Genomic DNA, 14,112 nt, shown 5'->3' with positions numbered 1-14,112 from the left:
ATGAACTCCAACGCCAGGATTGATTCTCTGCAGTTGATGTTGACGGATCTCCGTATGCGGAATGAACCAATTCGCCATAAAGCGGCATTTCGCGGATGCCAGCCAGAATTTCAGGATCTCGTCAGCCGTCTGATTGAGCAACTGGAAGGGGAACTTTTTGAGGAGAAGCAGCGCAACCGCCAAGCATCAAGGTCTGCGGCCCATTGAGTCCTGCTGCAGGCTCGCTTTGTAGGCGCTTGGCACAACGACTAAAAACAGTCCCCACCACAGGGCGACAGCGATCGCCATTGGCAGACTGATCCAAAGCCGATGCAGGATCAGCCAGGAGCCCAGCACTCCGATGATTCCGGTCGAAACAATCGACCAGGGCTGACACCACCAAGGTTTGAGCGACCAGAACGGTGGGAGTTCGGCAGGGTCGCTATCGGAGGGCTTCGAGTTCACCAGCAGCGTGGAGCGTGGTGAGATCGTCGTAGCCACCGATCACGGTGCCGTCGACGAACACCTGGGGGAATGTCCCCATCCCACTACGGCTCTGAACGCTCTTGAACGTGCTGTCGTCATTCACCGTGATCACCGTGTGGTGAACATCCAAGGTCCGCAGCAGGCGCAGCGCCCTGCTGCACCAGGGACATCCGGGCAGCACAGCAATCTCTAGACGCGGTGCTGTTGCGGTTGTCGCAGCCGCTGGTTTGTTCTGTTCAAGAACGCCAACCAGGACATCGGCCCCTTTTTGCACAATGGTGCCCGGCTCGAGGTGCCCTCCCCAAACCTGACATGCGCCATCGGACAGACTGAGATGGAGATGAACGGAATCGGGGCTCAGCGTTCCGTTCAAGGTGATCACTTCAAGATCACCTTCCAAGACGGTTGGCTCTGATTGGCCTGGGCACTGGAAAGCCGCGCGCGTGAGGTTGCCCACCACGCCGAGGACAAATCCATGGATGCCCTCGCGACGAGCCAAATCTTCCAGGCTGAGGCGCAGGTCACTGCCGGGTGCAAGCTTGAGCGGCAGGGGACGCATGGCACCTCAAAATTCCGCTCAAGATTACGCCGAAGTGGCAGCAGGGAGACAGGAGCCCGACTTGACACGATAATGTGTCAATATTGATAAGTTAATGAAACGAAATCGTGCCACTTCTTCAGGATCTAGTTCTTGAGTTGCAGCAGCGCCTTGGAGAGACCCCTCCAGCTCCTCCAACGGCAGCGGTTGCGGATGCTGCCAGCTCTGAGCGCATCAATGTGACCCTCCCCCGTGGCGTGATGGATGACTTAAAGCGCCATGCTCTTGAGGAAGGCCGTAGCTGTGGAAACCTCGCGGCATACCTGTTGGAGGAGGCGTTGCGTCGTCACCGTCCCCTGGGCTGATTAGTTCAACAGTTTGTTTGCGATGGATTTGATGTCGCCCAAGCGCTGGAGTCGCAGGATCGACACGTTCAGGGGATTCCGGAGGGGGTTCCCTGTTTTGAACACAAACCCGTAGGTTTCCTCCGCAAGGGTGAAGGGCGCCAGCTGAACGGCCAAGTGAGGATTCAGTTTGATGTGATGCCGAATGGCCGGCCGATCAAAAATCAGCGCTTCTGCTTGTTCCGACAACAACAACTCAATGCCGCTCGTCAGATTCTCTGTTTTGAGAACCCGCATGCTGCCTCGTTCAGCCAACTCCACCCCACTGGTCCCTTCAATGGTGGCCACTCGACGTTGTTGCAGTTGGGCGGGTGAACTGATCGTTGTCTCTCTCGTTCCGGAGAAAAACAACGTGAAGGCTGAGGCCAGGCTTGCCGTTAACGACGACACGGCAATCAGAGAGATCACCATCCATGTGGCCGTAATACCTCGGCCTGTTCGGCTGATGGGGGCTTTGTCTCCATAACCCACGGTGGTGAGGGTGACGACGGCAAACCACATTCCGCTGGCAATTCCTGGCAGCCAGCGTTTCGGAAACTGCTCACTATTCTCCCGACGTTCGGCGAGCCAAATCAAACTGCCCACCACCAGCAAGACGCTGATGAGAATCAACATCGAAGAGATCACGGCCCAGCCGAAGAACACCTTCACGCGGCTGAAGATCGTGGGTGAATCGAGGGGGAGCAAGACCCCGGACTTGGCGAGGTAGTAGGGCTGAGTGAAATCGACCCCTGGCATGGCCAATCTGCGGGGGGTGATGCTGATCGGCCCCACCAACACATCGATCTGTCCCTGATCGACCGCCGCGATGCCGACCTCCGGCGAGCTCTGCGGCACGAGGTCATAAACCAGCTCGTTGTCTTCAGCGACCTGCCGCCAAACATCAAGGCTGATGCCTTGAAAGGAATTGTTCTCCTGAATCACAAACGGTGGAGAACCGCTGATGCCTACTTTTAATTTGCGTGCCTGAGCGGGGAGTCCCACCAGCAGGAAGGCAACCAGCACAACGGCTGATTGTTGTCGGAACCTCCGCATGAGTGCGGCCCATCGTCTCGATTCAGGGTGCCACGACAACAGCGATGCGACCGAATGCTTTGGCGTGGTTTAACGCTGCTCAAGACGACGCACAATCACCGCCATGGCAGCCAAGGAGCCAGCCAGGGCAATCAGCAGAGCGATGGTCATGGGGGGCTCGTGTGGTGCGGGTGATGTCAGGTTGGCACCGATGCATCGTTCCCACCACTGGTCGTTTTAACGGGCCGACAAGGCTCCGCTTGTTGGAGTGGTTGAAGGCGGCACAATGCGAGGGCTGCGGCGGAGAAACGCGCTCTTTTTTACTGTTTGAGTGATGGCCTCTCAGATCTGGCGTTGGGGGAATGAATCTCTGCACTTCTTGCCAGAAAAAGCACTTTGGCGGGAAAGAGAACGTGTGCTGATGGTGGCTGATTTGCATCTTGGTAAAGCCGAGGTGTTTCAAGCCCATGGCGTGCCAATGCCGAGTGATGGTGATTCTGGAACCCTCAACCCGCTCCTTGATCTGTGCCATGCATGGCAACCCAAGCGGCTGATTCTTTTGGGAGATCTGATCCATGCCCGTCTTGGACTAACCGAGTCGTTGCGTGATGTTTTGAGGGCGTTGCCGGTTCTTTGTGGATGCGAGTTGGTGTTGATCGGTGGTAATCACGATCGCGATAGTTGGCTTGAGGGTTTGCCGCAACAACCTTCCCAGAGCCTTGGTGACCTCTGGTTAAGTCACATTCCTGAAACGCCCCCTGATCCCAATCAGCTCAATGTTTGCGGTCATCTTCATCCCGTGGCATCGGTACAAAGTCGGTCAGATCGGTTGCGCCTGCCCTGTTTTGCCTTTGATCCGAAGGGGCCACGGTTGGTGATCCCGGCCTTCGGACAGTTGACGGGAGGCCATGACTGCGGCGAGCGTTACCAGCAATGGCTTGTGGCCGACGACACCATCGTTCCTTGGCTCGCTTCATTCCCCAACAAACGAGGACGACAGACCGCGTGAAAAAACACGCTCCAAAAACCGCTCCTTCCTCTCTGCAGTGCTGGCTGCGAAAACGCTGGCTGCTGCTTGCTCTGCCGTTTGTGGTTTTTGCAGGTCTGATTGCTCTTGCCCCAACGGCCCCAGACCGGCCTGAGAATGAACGGATGGATCAGGACGGGGCTACGAACCGATCCAGAGACGGCAAACCTTTCAACTACATCCCAGACGAGGAGGTCTATGCCCTCGAGCTCGATCCCCGTCGGGTTCGTTTTGGCCTTCTCGAGGGATGGGATCGGGAAGACGATGCTTTTGAAGACATTTCTGCACTGGCCTACGTATCAGGTCCGATGTACGAACGTCATGTGGATGCTGCCGGTCAGGAACTCACCGTTCCGCTCGGGGATCTGAAGTTTGGCGCCAAGGTCTGGAAGGGACGTAACCGCAGTGCATCGCGTCAACGCGCGTTTATTGGCATTCAAAAAGACGGCAGTGTTGACTTTGGCTATGGGGAGCTCACCGACGCCCGCAGCAATCGATACGACACCTTCATTGGCGGACTGCACAGCCTCTACAACGATCTGGAAGATCCCCCTGATACCTACAAGGGTGCTTACAGCATCAGCATGGGTCAGCGCATTCGCTACTACCTGCCCCGGATTCGCATGGTGATGGGCATCCGGGAGGATGGCCATCTGGAGATCTTGATGAGTCGTGACGGACTCACCCTTGAACAAACAAAAGACTTGGCCCGACGTCGTCGCTATCTGGCGGCATATATGCCTGATCACGCCTCAAAAAGCCGTTTCATCATTCCTGGAACGAAAGGGTTCACCGAGGAAGATGCCAACTGGATCAGCGGTGGCGCTACGAGCTTCGTGCATGTGCCGTACATGCTGCGTCTCAGCCCTCGCCAGCGCTGGTTGCGGGGAGATTTGGTGGCAGGTCTTACCCCCAAGCTGATCGAACAACAATCCTGCGACGGGCTTGTGGATTGTGTTCAGTTGGTTGGTGGCCATCTGGCTGATCGGGCATTGGCCGGTTTGAACCGTGTGATGGAGCAGGGTGTTGAGCCCCTGGCCAGGATGATTTGGGCTCCATCCCCCCACAGCAAGCCAAGCAAGGATCGTGATGAGTCCGCAGCTCCGATGAATCCGGATCGCTCACCTTTGCGGGAGCCGCCTATTACTGCAGATCCCTTGGTCTTGCGCGAACAGCCGTCGATCGACCGCGATGCCCCCTCACCGGATCTCAGTGGGGATCAAATCTGGGATCGTTCTGATCCTTTCCTCCCCTTGCCGCCAGATTTGCCTCCTCCGATCGTGCTCGATGAGTCGATAGAAGCGGACATGTCCGACAAGGATGACCCCGTGCAGGGTGAGCCCCGCCTCGACTTCGATTTAGATGACGGTTTGGATGATGGCCTGAATGATGCACCTCCTCCGCCAGAACTTCCTCCCCTTGATTTAGCCCCGCTGCAACCCCTCCCGTCCATGGCGGAATGAGGGTTGCTCCAGCTTGGGAATGGATCGAAGAAACATCGTTTCGGTATCGCCCCCTCATTGGAGTGTTACCGGAATCACCCCAACGCGCGGCGCAAAATCAGGCGAGTGAGCAGCTCACGTTGCGTTTGTTCGGGGAAGCAGGCTTTGTGGTGCACCCTACGGAGCTGGGTCGCACGATTTACGGCAAACCGCAGCTCAGATGGCGTCGCGATTGCGCTTTCCATCACAGCATCTCCAATACGGGCCCGATCACGGTTGGCGTGCTGAGTGAGGGGGCGATTGGTATTGATGTGGAAGTGGAAAATCGCCGAATTGGGGTGTCTCCCCCGTTGTTAATGCGGCGGATGTTTTCAACAGAACAGGAGGCAGCCGAATGCTTAGAGCGTTGGTCGTTGCTTCAGCTTTGGACGATTAAGGAGGCCGTGCTTAAAGCCAGTGGCTTTGGCCTGACTGGAGGGCTTTCGAACGTTGCTCTTAATCGACAACGTGGTTCAGCGGAATGTTTCGGCCAGGTGTATGGCCTCACTCTGTTGCGGTGGCATCAGTACTTGATCACCATCGCTGCAAAGGAGAATGTTTGATGCCGTGTCTTCCCTTAGGGCAAACTGTGGGTGGCTTGGATCAACATTGGTATGGCAACTGCTGCAGAAAAGAAAACGATCACTAAAAAGCTCCTGCAGGAATTGCGAAATCGCTGCCGTGATCACTACAACGTCGTTGCCGACGGCACGATGCCTGAGGCTGTCGATGTTCGTGAAACCAATCAAAAATTGGAAGAGCTTGTTTTGCTGCTCGACGGCAAGGCCAAGTGGGACGATGCGAAATCCAGCGATTGATGTCGTTCTGAGAAGGCTTCCAATTTTTTTAAGTTACCAAGCGTGTGTGGCTGCCGCGTCTTCTAAGAAGAGCTGATTAGGTTCTTGTCCTCAAGCTCAATGCCAATGTCCGCTGTCGAACTCTCCAGCATCAAGTGGGAAGAGAACGGCGAGATGTCGGCCCAAGACGCACTAAATCTTGCTTGCCAGCTCACAAAAACTGAGGAGCACGACTTGGCCTCCTCCCAATTAAAGCTTGAAACCACGTCGTCTGATCCAAGTTAAAGCCTGAAAAACGCCTCGTAGAACCATTTTTGTGGAAAATTTGCGCTTGATTCTGAGTGATCAATGGCTGCTATTCGTTGGTGAAGATTTTATGTCCGCAGGCTTAATTGGAGTGTTTGATTTATGCGTCGGAGTGTTATTTTGAGCCTCCGGCAATAACTTTTTGGCTCAATAGTTTCAGGGAGAGTTATTGCTAGTGTGTTCTGATCTTAATTCCTTACCCCTTCAAAGACGCCATTGCAAGGGCCGGGAGGGGGTATGACAAAGCAATGTCTTTCAGGAGACCAGTACCCAAGTGCTGGAAGGTTCAAGCCTTGCGCATTTGCTTTGGCGTTAACACCAGAGACGCCATTACCCTGAACAGTGACATTCCCTTTGGCATCCACTAAATCAAGAAAATCCCCTTCATTCATTTCCTGGTTTGCATTCGCAGGGGCTAAAGATAGAGATGGCAGCAGGGCGGTTGCCGTAGAGATGAGGAGCAATCGAAGCAGCATGGGTTTTAAGCAGAAGTTAGTTTGTGGTAACGACGACTGGAGTTCCAACATCGACCCGGTTAAAAACCTGAATAACATCGTTGTTCAACATGCGAATGCAGCCAAGACTGACGGCTGCCCTTAAGTTCACCCAGCTCGGCCATGCGGTGCCATGAATGGCATATTCATCCCGCCCAATCCTCACATAGGGCATGTATCGAACGCCCACAGGGTTGTCGGGTCCTGGCGCAATAACCTTTCCTTTTTTGTGGTAAATAGGCGATGCATCTTTTCTCTGGATATCAAATTGCCCTGGAATCGTTGGAGATTCAGGGGCCCCAATGGCAATGGGATATTTGCCAATCACCTTTCCATTCTCAAAGAGTGTGAGATATCGATTCTTCAAACTCACTTCAATGGACATGTCCGCTTGAGCTGGTGCTATCGATGAAAACCCAATTGCAAGCAGGGCTGCTAACAACGATGGACGGACGGACATGGGGTTCCGCTTTAAGCAACCTCTCTCCATTCTGACCCATTCGAAAGGAGCTAGCGTCGGCGCAATGCCTGACTCGTTGTTGTTTGATGGTCCGAACTTCCGGTTTTCGTGCAGCTCTCATTACTGCTGCCGTTTCGGCTCTCACGTTCAACGTCCCTGCTCGAGCTGGTTTTTCGCTGGAAGAATTGGCAGGCTTTGAGGTCACACATTTGCGTGGTGTGGTGAATGTGGTCTCACCTGCCCAAAAGGTGATTGAGGTCGTCGATCCCGAAGGTCATAAGGAGATCATCACTGTCGGCATCGACTTGGCCCCGCTGGGGTTGCGGCGCGGGGATGACGTCGACGTCTCGGTGCTCGATGGCTTGGTGGTGGACTTGCAACGCAGCACGACCAAAGAGCTGAGCTTCAACCGGGAAGACATCATCATGCCCCTCGATATGGGGCCTTTAAAGAAGGGAATGCGACTTGCACTGGCATCTGGCACCGCTCGCATCATCAAGCTCTCCGAGGACGACCGCAGCATCAGCCTGAAGGGTCCGCTGGGAGGCATTCATAACCTCGATGTTCTTGCCGATTCCGGTGATGACCTTTTCCCGTTGTTGAACGCGGGAGATTTGGTGAATTTTCGCTTGATTCAACCTGTTGCGGTCCAAATCAAAAAAGCGCCCATGGCAAAGGTGCAACCCAATCCAACAGCGAAGTCGCAACCGTTGCTATCTGGTGCGGCGACTGAGCAAGGAAGTTTGAAAGCGGAGCTGCTTCAATCCTTCGAAATCACGAAGGTGGCTGGCACGGTTCAACGAATCCGTCCGACTGAAAAGGTGCTGGAACTTCGCACGCCCTATGGCCACGACATGTTGATTACCAGTGGTGTTGATTTGTCCACTGCAGCGATCAACGTGGGCGACAAGATCACCGTTGACCTGCTCGATGGATTGGTTGTTGATCTACGTCAAAGCTCGCGGAAGGCTCTCACCTTTTCCCGGGAAGATGTGATCCTTTCGGAGCAATTTGGCCCCGTACGGCAAGGCGCCAAAGTTGCGATGACCACCGGCACTGCTGAGGTGGTGAAAGTTTCAGAAGACGACCATGAGCTCAGCCTTCGGGGGCCTTTTGGCGGGGTTCACAACCTTGATGTTCACAATGTGATCAAGGGTGATCCGTTGGAAACCCTGAAAGTTGGCGATCTGGTGGACTTCCGCGCCATCCGACCCGTTGCAATCGCAATCCGCAAAGGTAATTAATTTGCCTCAGTTTGCTTGCTGGGAGGCGATCGCTCTTACAACATCGCCCCGGGTGAGAACACCGATTGGATGTTTCTCGTGATCTAGTACAAATAAACGCTGTGTTCCCTTGTTGTGGAGCATCGATGCGGCCTTGGGAAGGTCAAGAGTGCCAATGCAACTGTGACTATTTTTTTGCATCAGTTCACCAACGGTGGTGCCAAGTACTTGATGCACTTGTTTGTCCCAGTTGAGTGGATTTCGCAGATAAATCACGCTGTCGAGGAGCATCACGTAAGGCCCTGCATCGACGCCGCTTTCTCGAACCATGAGGTCTTTTTCACTCAATTCGCCGATTAAGGCCCCCTGCTCATCAACAACCGGTAGGCCACTCACGTGATGGTCGCTGATGAGCTTCACCGCCTCCTGCAGTGGGGTGTCGGCTCGAACGGTGAGCACGGGTTTGGTCATCACGTCGGCCACCGTCAGCTGCAGGACCATGATTCAGAACGATCTGCATGCATTCTGCGCCGTTGTCACCATCCTCGTCTCGATCCCCATCCCGATCCCTGCGCTGTTTGGCTGATGGCCTCACCATCGGCAGGGCAGTGGTCGGTCTCCCCTTAATCCTGGCGCTTCAGCAGGGTTGGGCTGTCTTGGCCTGGTGGCTGTTGCTGTTGGCTGGGTTGAGCGATGCCGCCGATGGCTGGTTGGCCCGCCGTGCCGGTGGTGGCACCAGCTGGGGAGCCAGGCTTGACCCCCTCACCGACAAGGTGCTGATTGCGGCTCCCCTGCTTTGGTTTGCGGCCAGTGGAACGCTCCCCTTGTGGGCGATTTGGATCCTGCTGGCCCGTGAGTTGTTGATCTCAGGTTGGCGGGCAGGAGCCAGTGATGGGGCCCCAGCGTCATGGGGCGGTAAAGCCAAAACAATTCTTCAGTTCACGAGCTTGTTGTTGTTGCTCTGGCCGCCGGGATGGGTCGGCCAGTCAGCGCTGGTGGTCTGCGGATGGTGGTTGTTCTGGCCCTCTTGGGCTTTGGCCTTGACCTCGGCCTTGGGCTACCTCAAGCCCCAATCAGGGTGGCGTCGGAGCTGAAGTCGGGGCTTGAGCTGGGGTTGGTGGCGTAATCGTTGGTGAAGCTATCGGCTAAGCCCGCTGCTAAGTCAAACCGTGGATGCCAAGCCAGCTCTCGCTCAACCCGCGTGATGTCTGTCAAGAAATGATTAAGTCGGAGCGGGAAGGCCTTCCGCGCTTTTGGATCGAGGGCTGAGGGATCAAACGACCGCATCACAACGGTCTGCGGATCCTTTCCACAGGCTTGAGCCGCTGCTCGAATCAGGCCTTCAAACGTGACTCCCTGCTTGCCCGAGCAGTTGTAGATCCGGTTGGCGGCAGCATCCACATCAATGCAGCGAGCCATCGCTTCGGCGAGATCATCCACATGACCCAATTGCGTAATCGTGGTGCCATCGCCGGGGAGGGGGACCGGTTGTTCATGCACAATCCGGTCAAAAAACCAGCGCTCGACAGGGTTGTAGTTGCCTGGCCCATAGATATAGGTCGGTCGGAAGCTGGTAAAAGGAACGCCTTCGGCTGTGAGCCACGCCTCGGTGTCGGCTTTTCCCGCATGGCGGCTTTTGGGGTCTGTTGGGCTGTTTTCATCCAGCGGCCAATGGTCTGATCCGGCATAGACCCCAGCCGAACTCACGTAGACAAATCGATGGCGGGGATGGCCTGTCGCCATGAGCACACGACGGCTGTCATCCAGTGTTCGGCCCGAGCTATCTACGATCACATCAAATGCACGGCCCTGCAGTGGGTTGAGGCCTTCATCGTTGCTGCGGTCTCCAGTGATGTGCTCAACGCCAGCGGGAACTGGGTTCTTTCCGCGCGTGAACAGGGTGAGGGCATGGCCTTGGGCCATGAGCCGGGCTACCAGAGGCTTGCCCACAAAACGGGTTCCTCCCATCACCAAAATTTGCATGACGTTGCGCCTCCAGATTGGTTGGGACGGTTTGTTGTCCTAACCGGATTAAAACCAGGAAAATCTAAGGGATGGATCCCGTTAAACATCGGCCTGAATCCAATAACTTTCCCGAGAGAATCTTGATAAAGCGGCGCAGAATGTGGATTGACTTCATTTAATTTATTCCTGTTGATGAGAGTAGCTATTTGGTTTTCTGGTTATTGAAAAAATATTTTTCCTTAAAAATTCATCTAAGTTCGTGTGAATCTTTCATTGGCCGACGTTCGAAATCCACGTTCGAAAGACCGTGCTCCTGCAGGATGGTTAGCCCCTTGTTTGGCCCCATGGAGATCATCCCCGCCATCGATCTGCTCGACGGTGCCTGTGTGCGTCTGCATCAAGGGGATTACGACCAGGTGACGCGGTTCAGTGACGATCCTGTGGCCCAAGCGCTCAGTTGGCAGAGCCAAGGAGCCAAGCGGCTTCATCTCGTCGATCTGGATGGAGCCAAGCGGGGCGAGCCCGCAAATGATGGGGCGGTTAGGGCGATCGCCAACGCCTTGGATATTCCCGTTCAGCTGGGTGGCGGTGTCCGTTCGATCGAACGTGCCGAGGACCTCCTCAACTGCGGCTTGGAGCGGGTGATTTTGGGCACGGTGGCGATTGAACAGCCGGACTTGGTTCAGGTGCTCGCTGACCGTCATCCAGGGGCTGTGGTTGTTGGGATCGATGCCAACAACGGGAAGGTGGCCACGCGAGGCTGGCTTGAGCAAAGCGATGTTTTGGCGACTGATCTCGCCCGCCGCTTCAGTGATTCGGGAATCGCCGCAATCATCACCACGGATATCGCGACCGACGGAACATTGGCGGGCCCCAACCTTGCTGCTCTGCGTGAGATGGCTCAAGCCACCAGCGTTCCAGTCATTGCGTCAGGCGGGATTGGTTGTATGGCCGATCTTTTGTCACTACTCCCCTTCGAAGATCAGGGGGTGAGTGGCGTGATCGTTGGCCGAGCGTTGTACGACGGACGGATTGACCTTGCGGAGGCGATCGGTGCGATCGGTGATGACCGCCTGCAGGACATAACTTGCGGCTCAACTGATTTGGCCTAATGATGGGACCTAAGCTGAATAGAGAGACAGTGTTCTGTGGTAAGGCCAACCTCCACCACTGACATCGATGGTCTGCCCAATCCGGACAGCCTCCAAAACGTTTTTGAGCAATGCCGTCGGTTAGGGATGCGCCTAAGCCGTCAGCGACGCATGGTGCTCGATTTGTTGTGGAGCGAAAAAAGTCATTTAAGTGCGCGAGATATTTTTGAAAAATTGAATGTGCAAGGCCGGAGTATTGGCCATACCTCCGTTTATCAAAATCTTGAAGCGCTCCAGTCTGCTGGAGTTATTGAATGTTTAGACCGGGCCAATGGGCGTTTGTATGGCTACCGCAGTGATCCCCATAGCCATCTCACATGCCTTGATTCAGGCCTGATTGAAGATATTGATGTGAACTTGCCCCAGGATCTGCTCACCCAGATCGAACAACGTACGGGTTTTCGTATTGAGTCGTACACGCTTCAACTCAATGGGCGCCGCACACTGGAGGATTGAGCAAAGGCTCGTTACCTTGACGACAACCCTTCGTTTGTAAGGCTTGGCCTCTTCGTCTCCGGTGCGGATTTTGCTGTTGGCACCCGATCTCCTCGGGGAGTCGTTGGCGTTGCAGCTAACAACAGCAAATCCAGGTTGGGACGTGCTTTTAAAGCCCGACCAGTTGCCTGGCCACCCCGCCTTGGTGGTCTGGTCGATCGATGCTGTCACCTCCCTGGGGGCGATCCAGCAGGAAGCGATTCGGTTGGGTGAGCGATGGCAACCAGCACCGTTGTTGCTTCTTTTGCCGCCGGATGTGGCCGCAACCCGCGAGCAGCTGTTGAGTCTTTCCGCCAGTGGCTTGCTGCAGAACTGTGATTTAGCCACCCTCACCGAGTCGATCGAAGCGTTGCTGACGGGTGGACGCTTCGTGCGATTGGAGACTGGGAGCCCGTCGCCCCAACTTGAGACCCCCACCATGGGCTTCGGGCAATGGGCGCTAATGAGTGGTCTGCAGCAGATCAGTCACGATCTCCAGGTGATTGAGGCGATGCTTAATCCTCCGCCAACCCAGCTTTTACTTCGTTTGTTGATGGAGGGTCGCTGTCGCGAATTGCGCAGTGCCCGCGATTTGTTGCTGATGCTCTGGGGACCGTTGCAGCTCGGTTTGGAGGATGCCGTGCATCTCAAGACATCTACCGGTTATCCCAGGCCTCAGCCGGAATCCACCGCCATCACCCTGCGGGAGCGAAATTCCACCGCTGTCTGGGCAGCGATCCGTGATCGCCTCGACGACTCAGTTCAGGCCGGTCTCACCAATGCCACGGGTCGGTTGCTTGCCATCGAAGGCTTGCATCCAGAGCGCCGCCGTGAATTATTGCTGGCCCTGCTTCAGCAACTGGATTCTGTTCTCAATCAACTTCGAGGGGGTGATCAAGCCCTTTGTATGGAGAGCATGTGGGAGCAGCTTCAGCCTGAACTGCGCCAGCAAGCCGTCACAGCGATGGCGGGCAGCTACGTGCAGATTCCACGTAATGGTGAGCTGGAATCGGTGGTAACTGTCTTGTTGAAGCAGGCCGATCTCAGTGGCGATGACGGTGATCTACCCGATCCCACCGCGATGCTCGCTCCGTTACTCATCGATCAACCGGTGCTGGTGAACGGTCAGTTGCTTCCAGCCGACGATCCCCGGGCCTTGCTTCAGCTGGAAACGTTGGTGAGCAATTGGTTGGTTCGTACGGCGGAATTAATCGGATCCGAATTGCTCGAGTCCTGTGGTCAATGGCCTGAGTTACGGCGCTATTTATTGCGTGATTCACTCATTGCGACACGAGAGTTGGATCGTTTGCGTAATCGACTCAATAGCCAGATGCGCTGGTCCGATTGGGTTGACCGTCCGATTCAGTTGTATGAAAGCCAACGGACGTTGTTTCAATTGCGCCAGGGGCGCATTGAGCCACTTCAGCTCATCGAGCCCAGGGATCATGAATTGAACCAACTGGGTTGGTGGCAGCGTCAGGTGGCGCTATTGCTTGAAACCCGTGACGCTTTGGCACCGCAGGTTCAGGGCCTCGTCCGACGGTTGGGCGACCTCGCCGTTGTGTTGTTAACCCAGGTTTTGGGTCGCGCGATCGGTCTTGTGGGTCGTGGCATTGCCCAGGGCATGGGCCGCAGTTTGGGTCGAGGTTGAACTGCCGATGGCATCTGAAGGTCACAATGGCGTCTGCGACGTCGGTTTGATGGCCCCTTTGCTGCAGCTCTTGCTCGGTTTATCGGTAGCACTGCTGCTTTGGGTGGCCCCTGTTGGCGCCGTCCTCAATACCGACAGTTACGACGGCAATATTTATGCCCTGTATGCGGGCAACGGATCGCTTGTTCCTCCCGCTAACACCCTCGGCGAAGCCATGGATGCAGGGCGAACATCCGTGGTGATCTACTACTTGGATGACAGTGCAGTAAGCAAGCGCTTTGCCCCTGTAGTGTCCGAACTCCAGCGGCTTTGGGGCCGAAGCATCGACTTGATTCCGCTGACAACGGATGGCCTGCAGGGACGTCCGGCAACGGGACCCAAGGATCCAGTGACGTATTGGAATGGATCCATTCCTCAGGTGGTGGTGATTGGACCCGATTCCAGGGTTGTGTTTGATCGCGATGGTCAGGTGCCTTTGGCAGAGATCAACGAGGCGATTAGCTCTGCTACTGGATTGCCAGCACCTGAGTTGGGTGACATCAACCAAGATGGAAGCTTCAACGAAGTGAACGTCGAAGTCACTTCAAACTAAGGACGTCTTGGTGGGGGGCGCCTACGCTGCCGGCGAGTTTTCCCGGCGCTCCGCCGGTTGTACGCCGTGT

The 14,112-nt window shown here is 55.5% G+C and carries 21 protein-coding genes; 14 read left to right on the top strand and 7 right to left on the bottom strand.

Features of this window, described 5'->3' with window-relative positions; all coding sequences use genetic code 11:
• Positions 1–207: a hypothetical protein gene (locus tag BL107_RS12375; RefSeq protein ID WP_009790215.1), complete on the top strand. Its 207-nt coding sequence runs from the start codon at positions 1–3 to the stop codon at positions 205–207.
• Here the strand turns inward: BL107_RS12375 and BL107_RS09925 are convergent.
• Together BL107_RS09925 and BL107_RS09920 are read right to left on the bottom strand one after the other, a co-directional pair.
• Positions 187–444 (bottom strand): DUF6737 family protein, encoded by a 258-nt coding sequence (locus BL107_RS09925; RefSeq protein ID WP_071984246.1) that lies wholly within the window; start codon positions 442–444, stop codon positions 187–189. The genes BL107_RS12375 and BL107_RS09925 overlap by 21 nt on opposite strands.
• Positions 422–1,024 carry a PCC domain-containing protein gene (locus BL107_RS09920; RefSeq protein ID WP_009790213.1) on the bottom strand — a complete coding sequence of 201 codons (603 nt, stop codon included), beginning with the start codon at positions 1,022–1,024 and terminating at the stop codon, positions 422–424. Before BL107_RS09920 ends, BL107_RS09925 begins: the two co-directional genes overlap by 23 nt.
• Positions 1,025–1,131: 107 nt before the next feature.
• Between BL107_RS09920 and BL107_RS09915 the strand changes: the two genes are divergently transcribed.
• Positions 1,132–1,368: a CopG family transcriptional regulator gene (locus tag BL107_RS09915; protein WP_009790212.1), complete on the top strand. Its 237-nt coding sequence runs from the start codon at positions 1,132–1,134 to the stop codon at positions 1,366–1,368.
• On the opposite strand, the gene BL107_RS09910 is transcribed toward BL107_RS09915, so the two are convergent.
• Positions 1,369–2,442: a transporter substrate-binding domain-containing protein gene (locus BL107_RS09910; protein ID WP_037988464.1), complete on the bottom strand. Its 1,074-nt coding sequence runs from the start codon at positions 2,440–2,442 to the stop codon at positions 1,369–1,371.
• 2 nt (positions 2,443–2,444) lie between these two features.
• Here BL107_RS09910 and BL107_RS12720 point away from each other — a divergent pair, with 2 nt between their 5' ends.
• The 6 genes from BL107_RS12720 to BL107_RS12715 all read left to right on the top strand — a co-directional run bounded on the left by BL107_RS12720 (position 2,445) and on the right by BL107_RS12715 (position 6,011).
• Positions 2,445–2,756, top strand: coding sequence for a hypothetical protein (locus BL107_RS12720; protein ID WP_156779447.1), 312 nt, complete (start codon positions 2,445–2,447; stop codon positions 2,754–2,756).
• Positions 2,756–3,430 carry a ligase-associated DNA damage response endonuclease PdeM gene (gene pdeM / locus BL107_RS09905; protein ID WP_009790209.1) on the top strand — a complete coding sequence of 225 codons (675 nt, stop codon included), beginning with the start codon at positions 2,756–2,758 and terminating at the stop codon, positions 3,428–3,430. The genes BL107_RS12720 and pdeM overlap by 1 nt, the downstream gene beginning before the upstream one ends.
• Entirely contained in the window at positions 3,427–4,911 is a 1,485-nt protein-coding gene (locus BL107_RS09900) for a hypothetical protein (RefSeq protein ID WP_009790208.1), read from the top strand. The genes pdeM and BL107_RS09900 overlap by 4 nt, the downstream gene beginning before the upstream one ends.
• On the top strand, positions 4,908–5,492 hold the full coding sequence (locus BL107_RS09895; protein WP_009790207.1) for a 4'-phosphopantetheinyl transferase superfamily protein: 585 nt from the start codon (positions 4,908–4,910) through the stop codon (positions 5,490–5,492). The genes BL107_RS09900 and BL107_RS09895 overlap by 4 nt, the downstream gene beginning before the upstream one ends.
• A 51-nt stretch (positions 5,493–5,543) precedes the next feature.
• Positions 5,544–5,747: a hypothetical protein gene (locus BL107_RS09890; RefSeq protein ID WP_037989002.1), complete on the top strand. Its 204-nt coding sequence runs from the start codon at positions 5,544–5,546 to the stop codon at positions 5,745–5,747.
• A 105-nt stretch (positions 5,748–5,852) separates the two neighbouring features.
• Entirely contained in the window at positions 5,853–6,011 is a 159-nt protein-coding gene (locus BL107_RS12715) for a hypothetical protein (protein WP_009790205.1), read from the top strand.
• Positions 6,012–6,220: 209 nt separating this feature from the next.
• On the opposite strand, the gene BL107_RS12370 is transcribed toward BL107_RS12715, so the two are convergent.
• Together BL107_RS12370 and BL107_RS09885 are read right to left on the bottom strand one after the other, a co-directional pair.
• Positions 6,221–6,508 carry a hypothetical protein gene (locus BL107_RS12370; RefSeq protein WP_232192973.1) on the bottom strand — a complete coding sequence of 96 codons (288 nt, stop codon included), beginning with the start codon at positions 6,506–6,508 and terminating at the stop codon, positions 6,221–6,223.
• A gap of 16 nt (positions 6,509–6,524) precedes the next feature.
• The gene (locus tag BL107_RS09885; RefSeq protein ID WP_006169865.1) at positions 6,525–7,016 is read right to left on the bottom strand and encodes a L,D-transpeptidase; all 492 of its coding nucleotides are present in this window, start codon (positions 7,014–7,016) and stop codon (positions 6,525–6,527) included.
• 56 nt (positions 7,017–7,072) lie between these two features.
• On the opposite strand from BL107_RS09885, the gene BL107_RS09880 reads away from it, so the two are divergent.
• A complete protein-coding gene (locus BL107_RS09880; protein ID WP_009790203.1) occupies positions 7,073–8,230 on the top strand; it encodes a hypothetical protein in 1,158 nt (385 codons plus the stop codon).
• A gap of 6 nt (positions 8,231–8,236) precedes the next feature.
• Here BL107_RS09880 and BL107_RS09875 read toward each other — a convergent pair whose 3' ends face one another.
• Positions 8,237–8,710, bottom strand: coding sequence for a CBS domain-containing protein (locus tag BL107_RS09875; protein WP_009790202.1), 474 nt, complete (start codon positions 8,708–8,710; stop codon positions 8,237–8,239).
• 17 nt (positions 8,711–8,727) lie between these two features.
• Between BL107_RS09875 and BL107_RS09870 the strand changes: the two genes are divergently transcribed.
• Positions 8,728–9,303 carry a CDP-alcohol phosphatidyltransferase family protein gene (locus BL107_RS09870; protein ID WP_037988462.1) on the top strand — a complete coding sequence of 192 codons (576 nt, stop codon included), beginning with the start codon at positions 8,728–8,730 and terminating at the stop codon, positions 9,301–9,303.
• Here the strand turns inward: BL107_RS09870 and BL107_RS09865 are convergent.
• Positions 9,272–10,192 carry an NAD-dependent epimerase/dehydratase family protein gene (locus tag BL107_RS09865; protein ID WP_009790198.1) on the bottom strand — a complete coding sequence of 307 codons (921 nt, stop codon included), beginning with the start codon at positions 10,190–10,192 and terminating at the stop codon, positions 9,272–9,274. The genes BL107_RS09870 and BL107_RS09865 overlap by 32 nt on opposite strands.
• Before the next feature lie 326 nt (positions 10,193–10,518).
• Here BL107_RS09865 and hisA point away from each other — a divergent pair, with 326 nt between their 5' ends.
• The 4 genes from hisA to BL107_RS09845 all read left to right on the top strand — a co-directional run bounded on the left by hisA (position 10,519) and on the right by BL107_RS09845 (position 14,042).
• Positions 10,519–11,286, top strand: coding sequence for a 1-(5-phosphoribosyl)-5-[(5-phosphoribosylamino)methylideneamino]imidazole-4-carboxamide isomerase (gene hisA, locus BL107_RS09860; protein ID WP_009790197.1), 768 nt, complete (start codon positions 10,519–10,521; stop codon positions 11,284–11,286).
• A gap of 126 nt (positions 11,287–11,412) precedes the next feature.
• The gene (locus BL107_RS09855; RefSeq protein ID WP_232193083.1) at positions 11,413–11,781 is read left to right on the top strand and encodes a Fur family transcriptional regulator; all 369 of its coding nucleotides are present in this window, start codon (positions 11,413–11,415) and stop codon (positions 11,779–11,781) included.
• Positions 11,782–11,824: 43 nt separating this feature from the next.
• Positions 11,825–13,450: a DUF3685 domain-containing protein gene (locus tag BL107_RS09850; protein WP_037988460.1), complete on the top strand. Its 1,626-nt coding sequence runs from the start codon at positions 11,825–11,827 to the stop codon at positions 13,448–13,450.
• 7 nt (positions 13,451–13,457) lie between these two features.
• The gene (locus tag BL107_RS09845) at positions 13,458–14,042 is read left to right on the top strand and encodes a thylakoid membrane photosystem I accumulation factor (RefSeq protein ID WP_050749849.1); all 585 of its coding nucleotides are present in this window, start codon (positions 13,458–13,460) and stop codon (positions 14,040–14,042) included.
• The last annotated feature ends 70 nt before the right edge of the window (positions 14,043–14,112 follow it).

This window comes from Synechococcus sp. BL107 (assembly GCF_000153805.1).
In the GTDB taxonomy this organism is placed as follows: Bacteria; Cyanobacteriota; Cyanobacteriia; order PCC-6307; family Cyanobiaceae; genus Parasynechococcus.
The sequence above is the reverse complement of the archived record's forward strand: the minus strand, read 5'-3'. Positions and strand labels throughout refer to the sequence as shown.

Excerpts from the sequence above, each read along its gene's own strand:
- BL107_RS09890 (WP_037989002.1), top strand. The coding sequence starts at position 5,544 with ATGGCAACTGCTGCAGAAAAGAAAACGATCACTAAAAAGCTCCTGCAG.
- BL107_RS09880 (WP_009790203.1), top strand. The coding sequence starts at position 7,073 with ATGGTCCGAACTTCCGGTTTTCGTGCAGCTCTCATTACTGCTGCCGTT.
- BL107_RS09920 (WP_009790213.1), bottom strand. The coding sequence starts at position 1,024 with ATGCGTCCCCTGCCGCTCAAGCTTGCACCCGGCAGTGACCTGCGCCTC.
- BL107_RS09895 (WP_009790207.1), top strand. The coding sequence starts at position 4,908 with ATGAGGGTTGCTCCAGCTTGGGAATGGATCGAAGAAACATCGTTTCGG.
- BL107_RS09855 (WP_232193083.1), top strand. The coding sequence starts at position 11,413 with ATGCGCCTAAGCCGTCAGCGACGCATGGTGCTCGATTTGTTGTGGAGC.
- BL107_RS12370 (WP_232192973.1), bottom strand. The coding sequence starts at position 6,508 with ATGCTGCTTCGATTGCTCCTCATCTCTACGGCAACCGCCCTGCTGCCA.
- BL107_RS09845 (WP_050749849.1), top strand. The coding sequence starts at position 13,458 with ATGGCATCTGAAGGTCACAATGGCGTCTGCGACGTCGGTTTGATGGCC.
- hisA (WP_009790197.1), top strand. The coding sequence starts at position 10,519 with ATGGAGATCATCCCCGCCATCGATCTGCTCGACGGTGCCTGTGTGCGT.
- pdeM (WP_009790209.1), top strand. The coding sequence starts at position 2,756 with ATGGCCTCTCAGATCTGGCGTTGGGGGAATGAATCTCTGCACTTCTTG.
- BL107_RS09885 (WP_006169865.1), bottom strand. The coding sequence starts at position 7,016 with ATGGAGAGAGGTTGCTTAAAGCGGAACCCCATGTCCGTCCGTCCATCG.
- BL107_RS09870 (WP_037988462.1), top strand. The coding sequence starts at position 8,728 with ATGCATTCTGCGCCGTTGTCACCATCCTCGTCTCGATCCCCATCCCGA.
- BL107_RS09910 (WP_037988464.1), bottom strand. The coding sequence starts at position 2,442 with ATGCGGAGGTTCCGACAACAATCAGCCGTTGTGCTGGTTGCCTTCCTG.
- BL107_RS12375 (WP_009790215.1), top strand. The coding sequence starts at position 1 with ATGAACTCCAACGCCAGGATTGATTCTCTGCAGTTGATGTTGACGGAT.
- BL107_RS09875 (WP_009790202.1), bottom strand. The coding sequence starts at position 8,710 with ATGGTCCTGCAGCTGACGGTGGCCGACGTGATGACCAAACCCGTGCTC.
- BL107_RS09865 (WP_009790198.1), bottom strand. The coding sequence starts at position 10,192 with ATGCAAATTTTGGTGATGGGAGGAACCCGTTTTGTGGGCAAGCCTCTG.
- BL107_RS12715 (WP_009790205.1), top strand. The coding sequence starts at position 5,853 with ATGTCCGCTGTCGAACTCTCCAGCATCAAGTGGGAAGAGAACGGCGAG.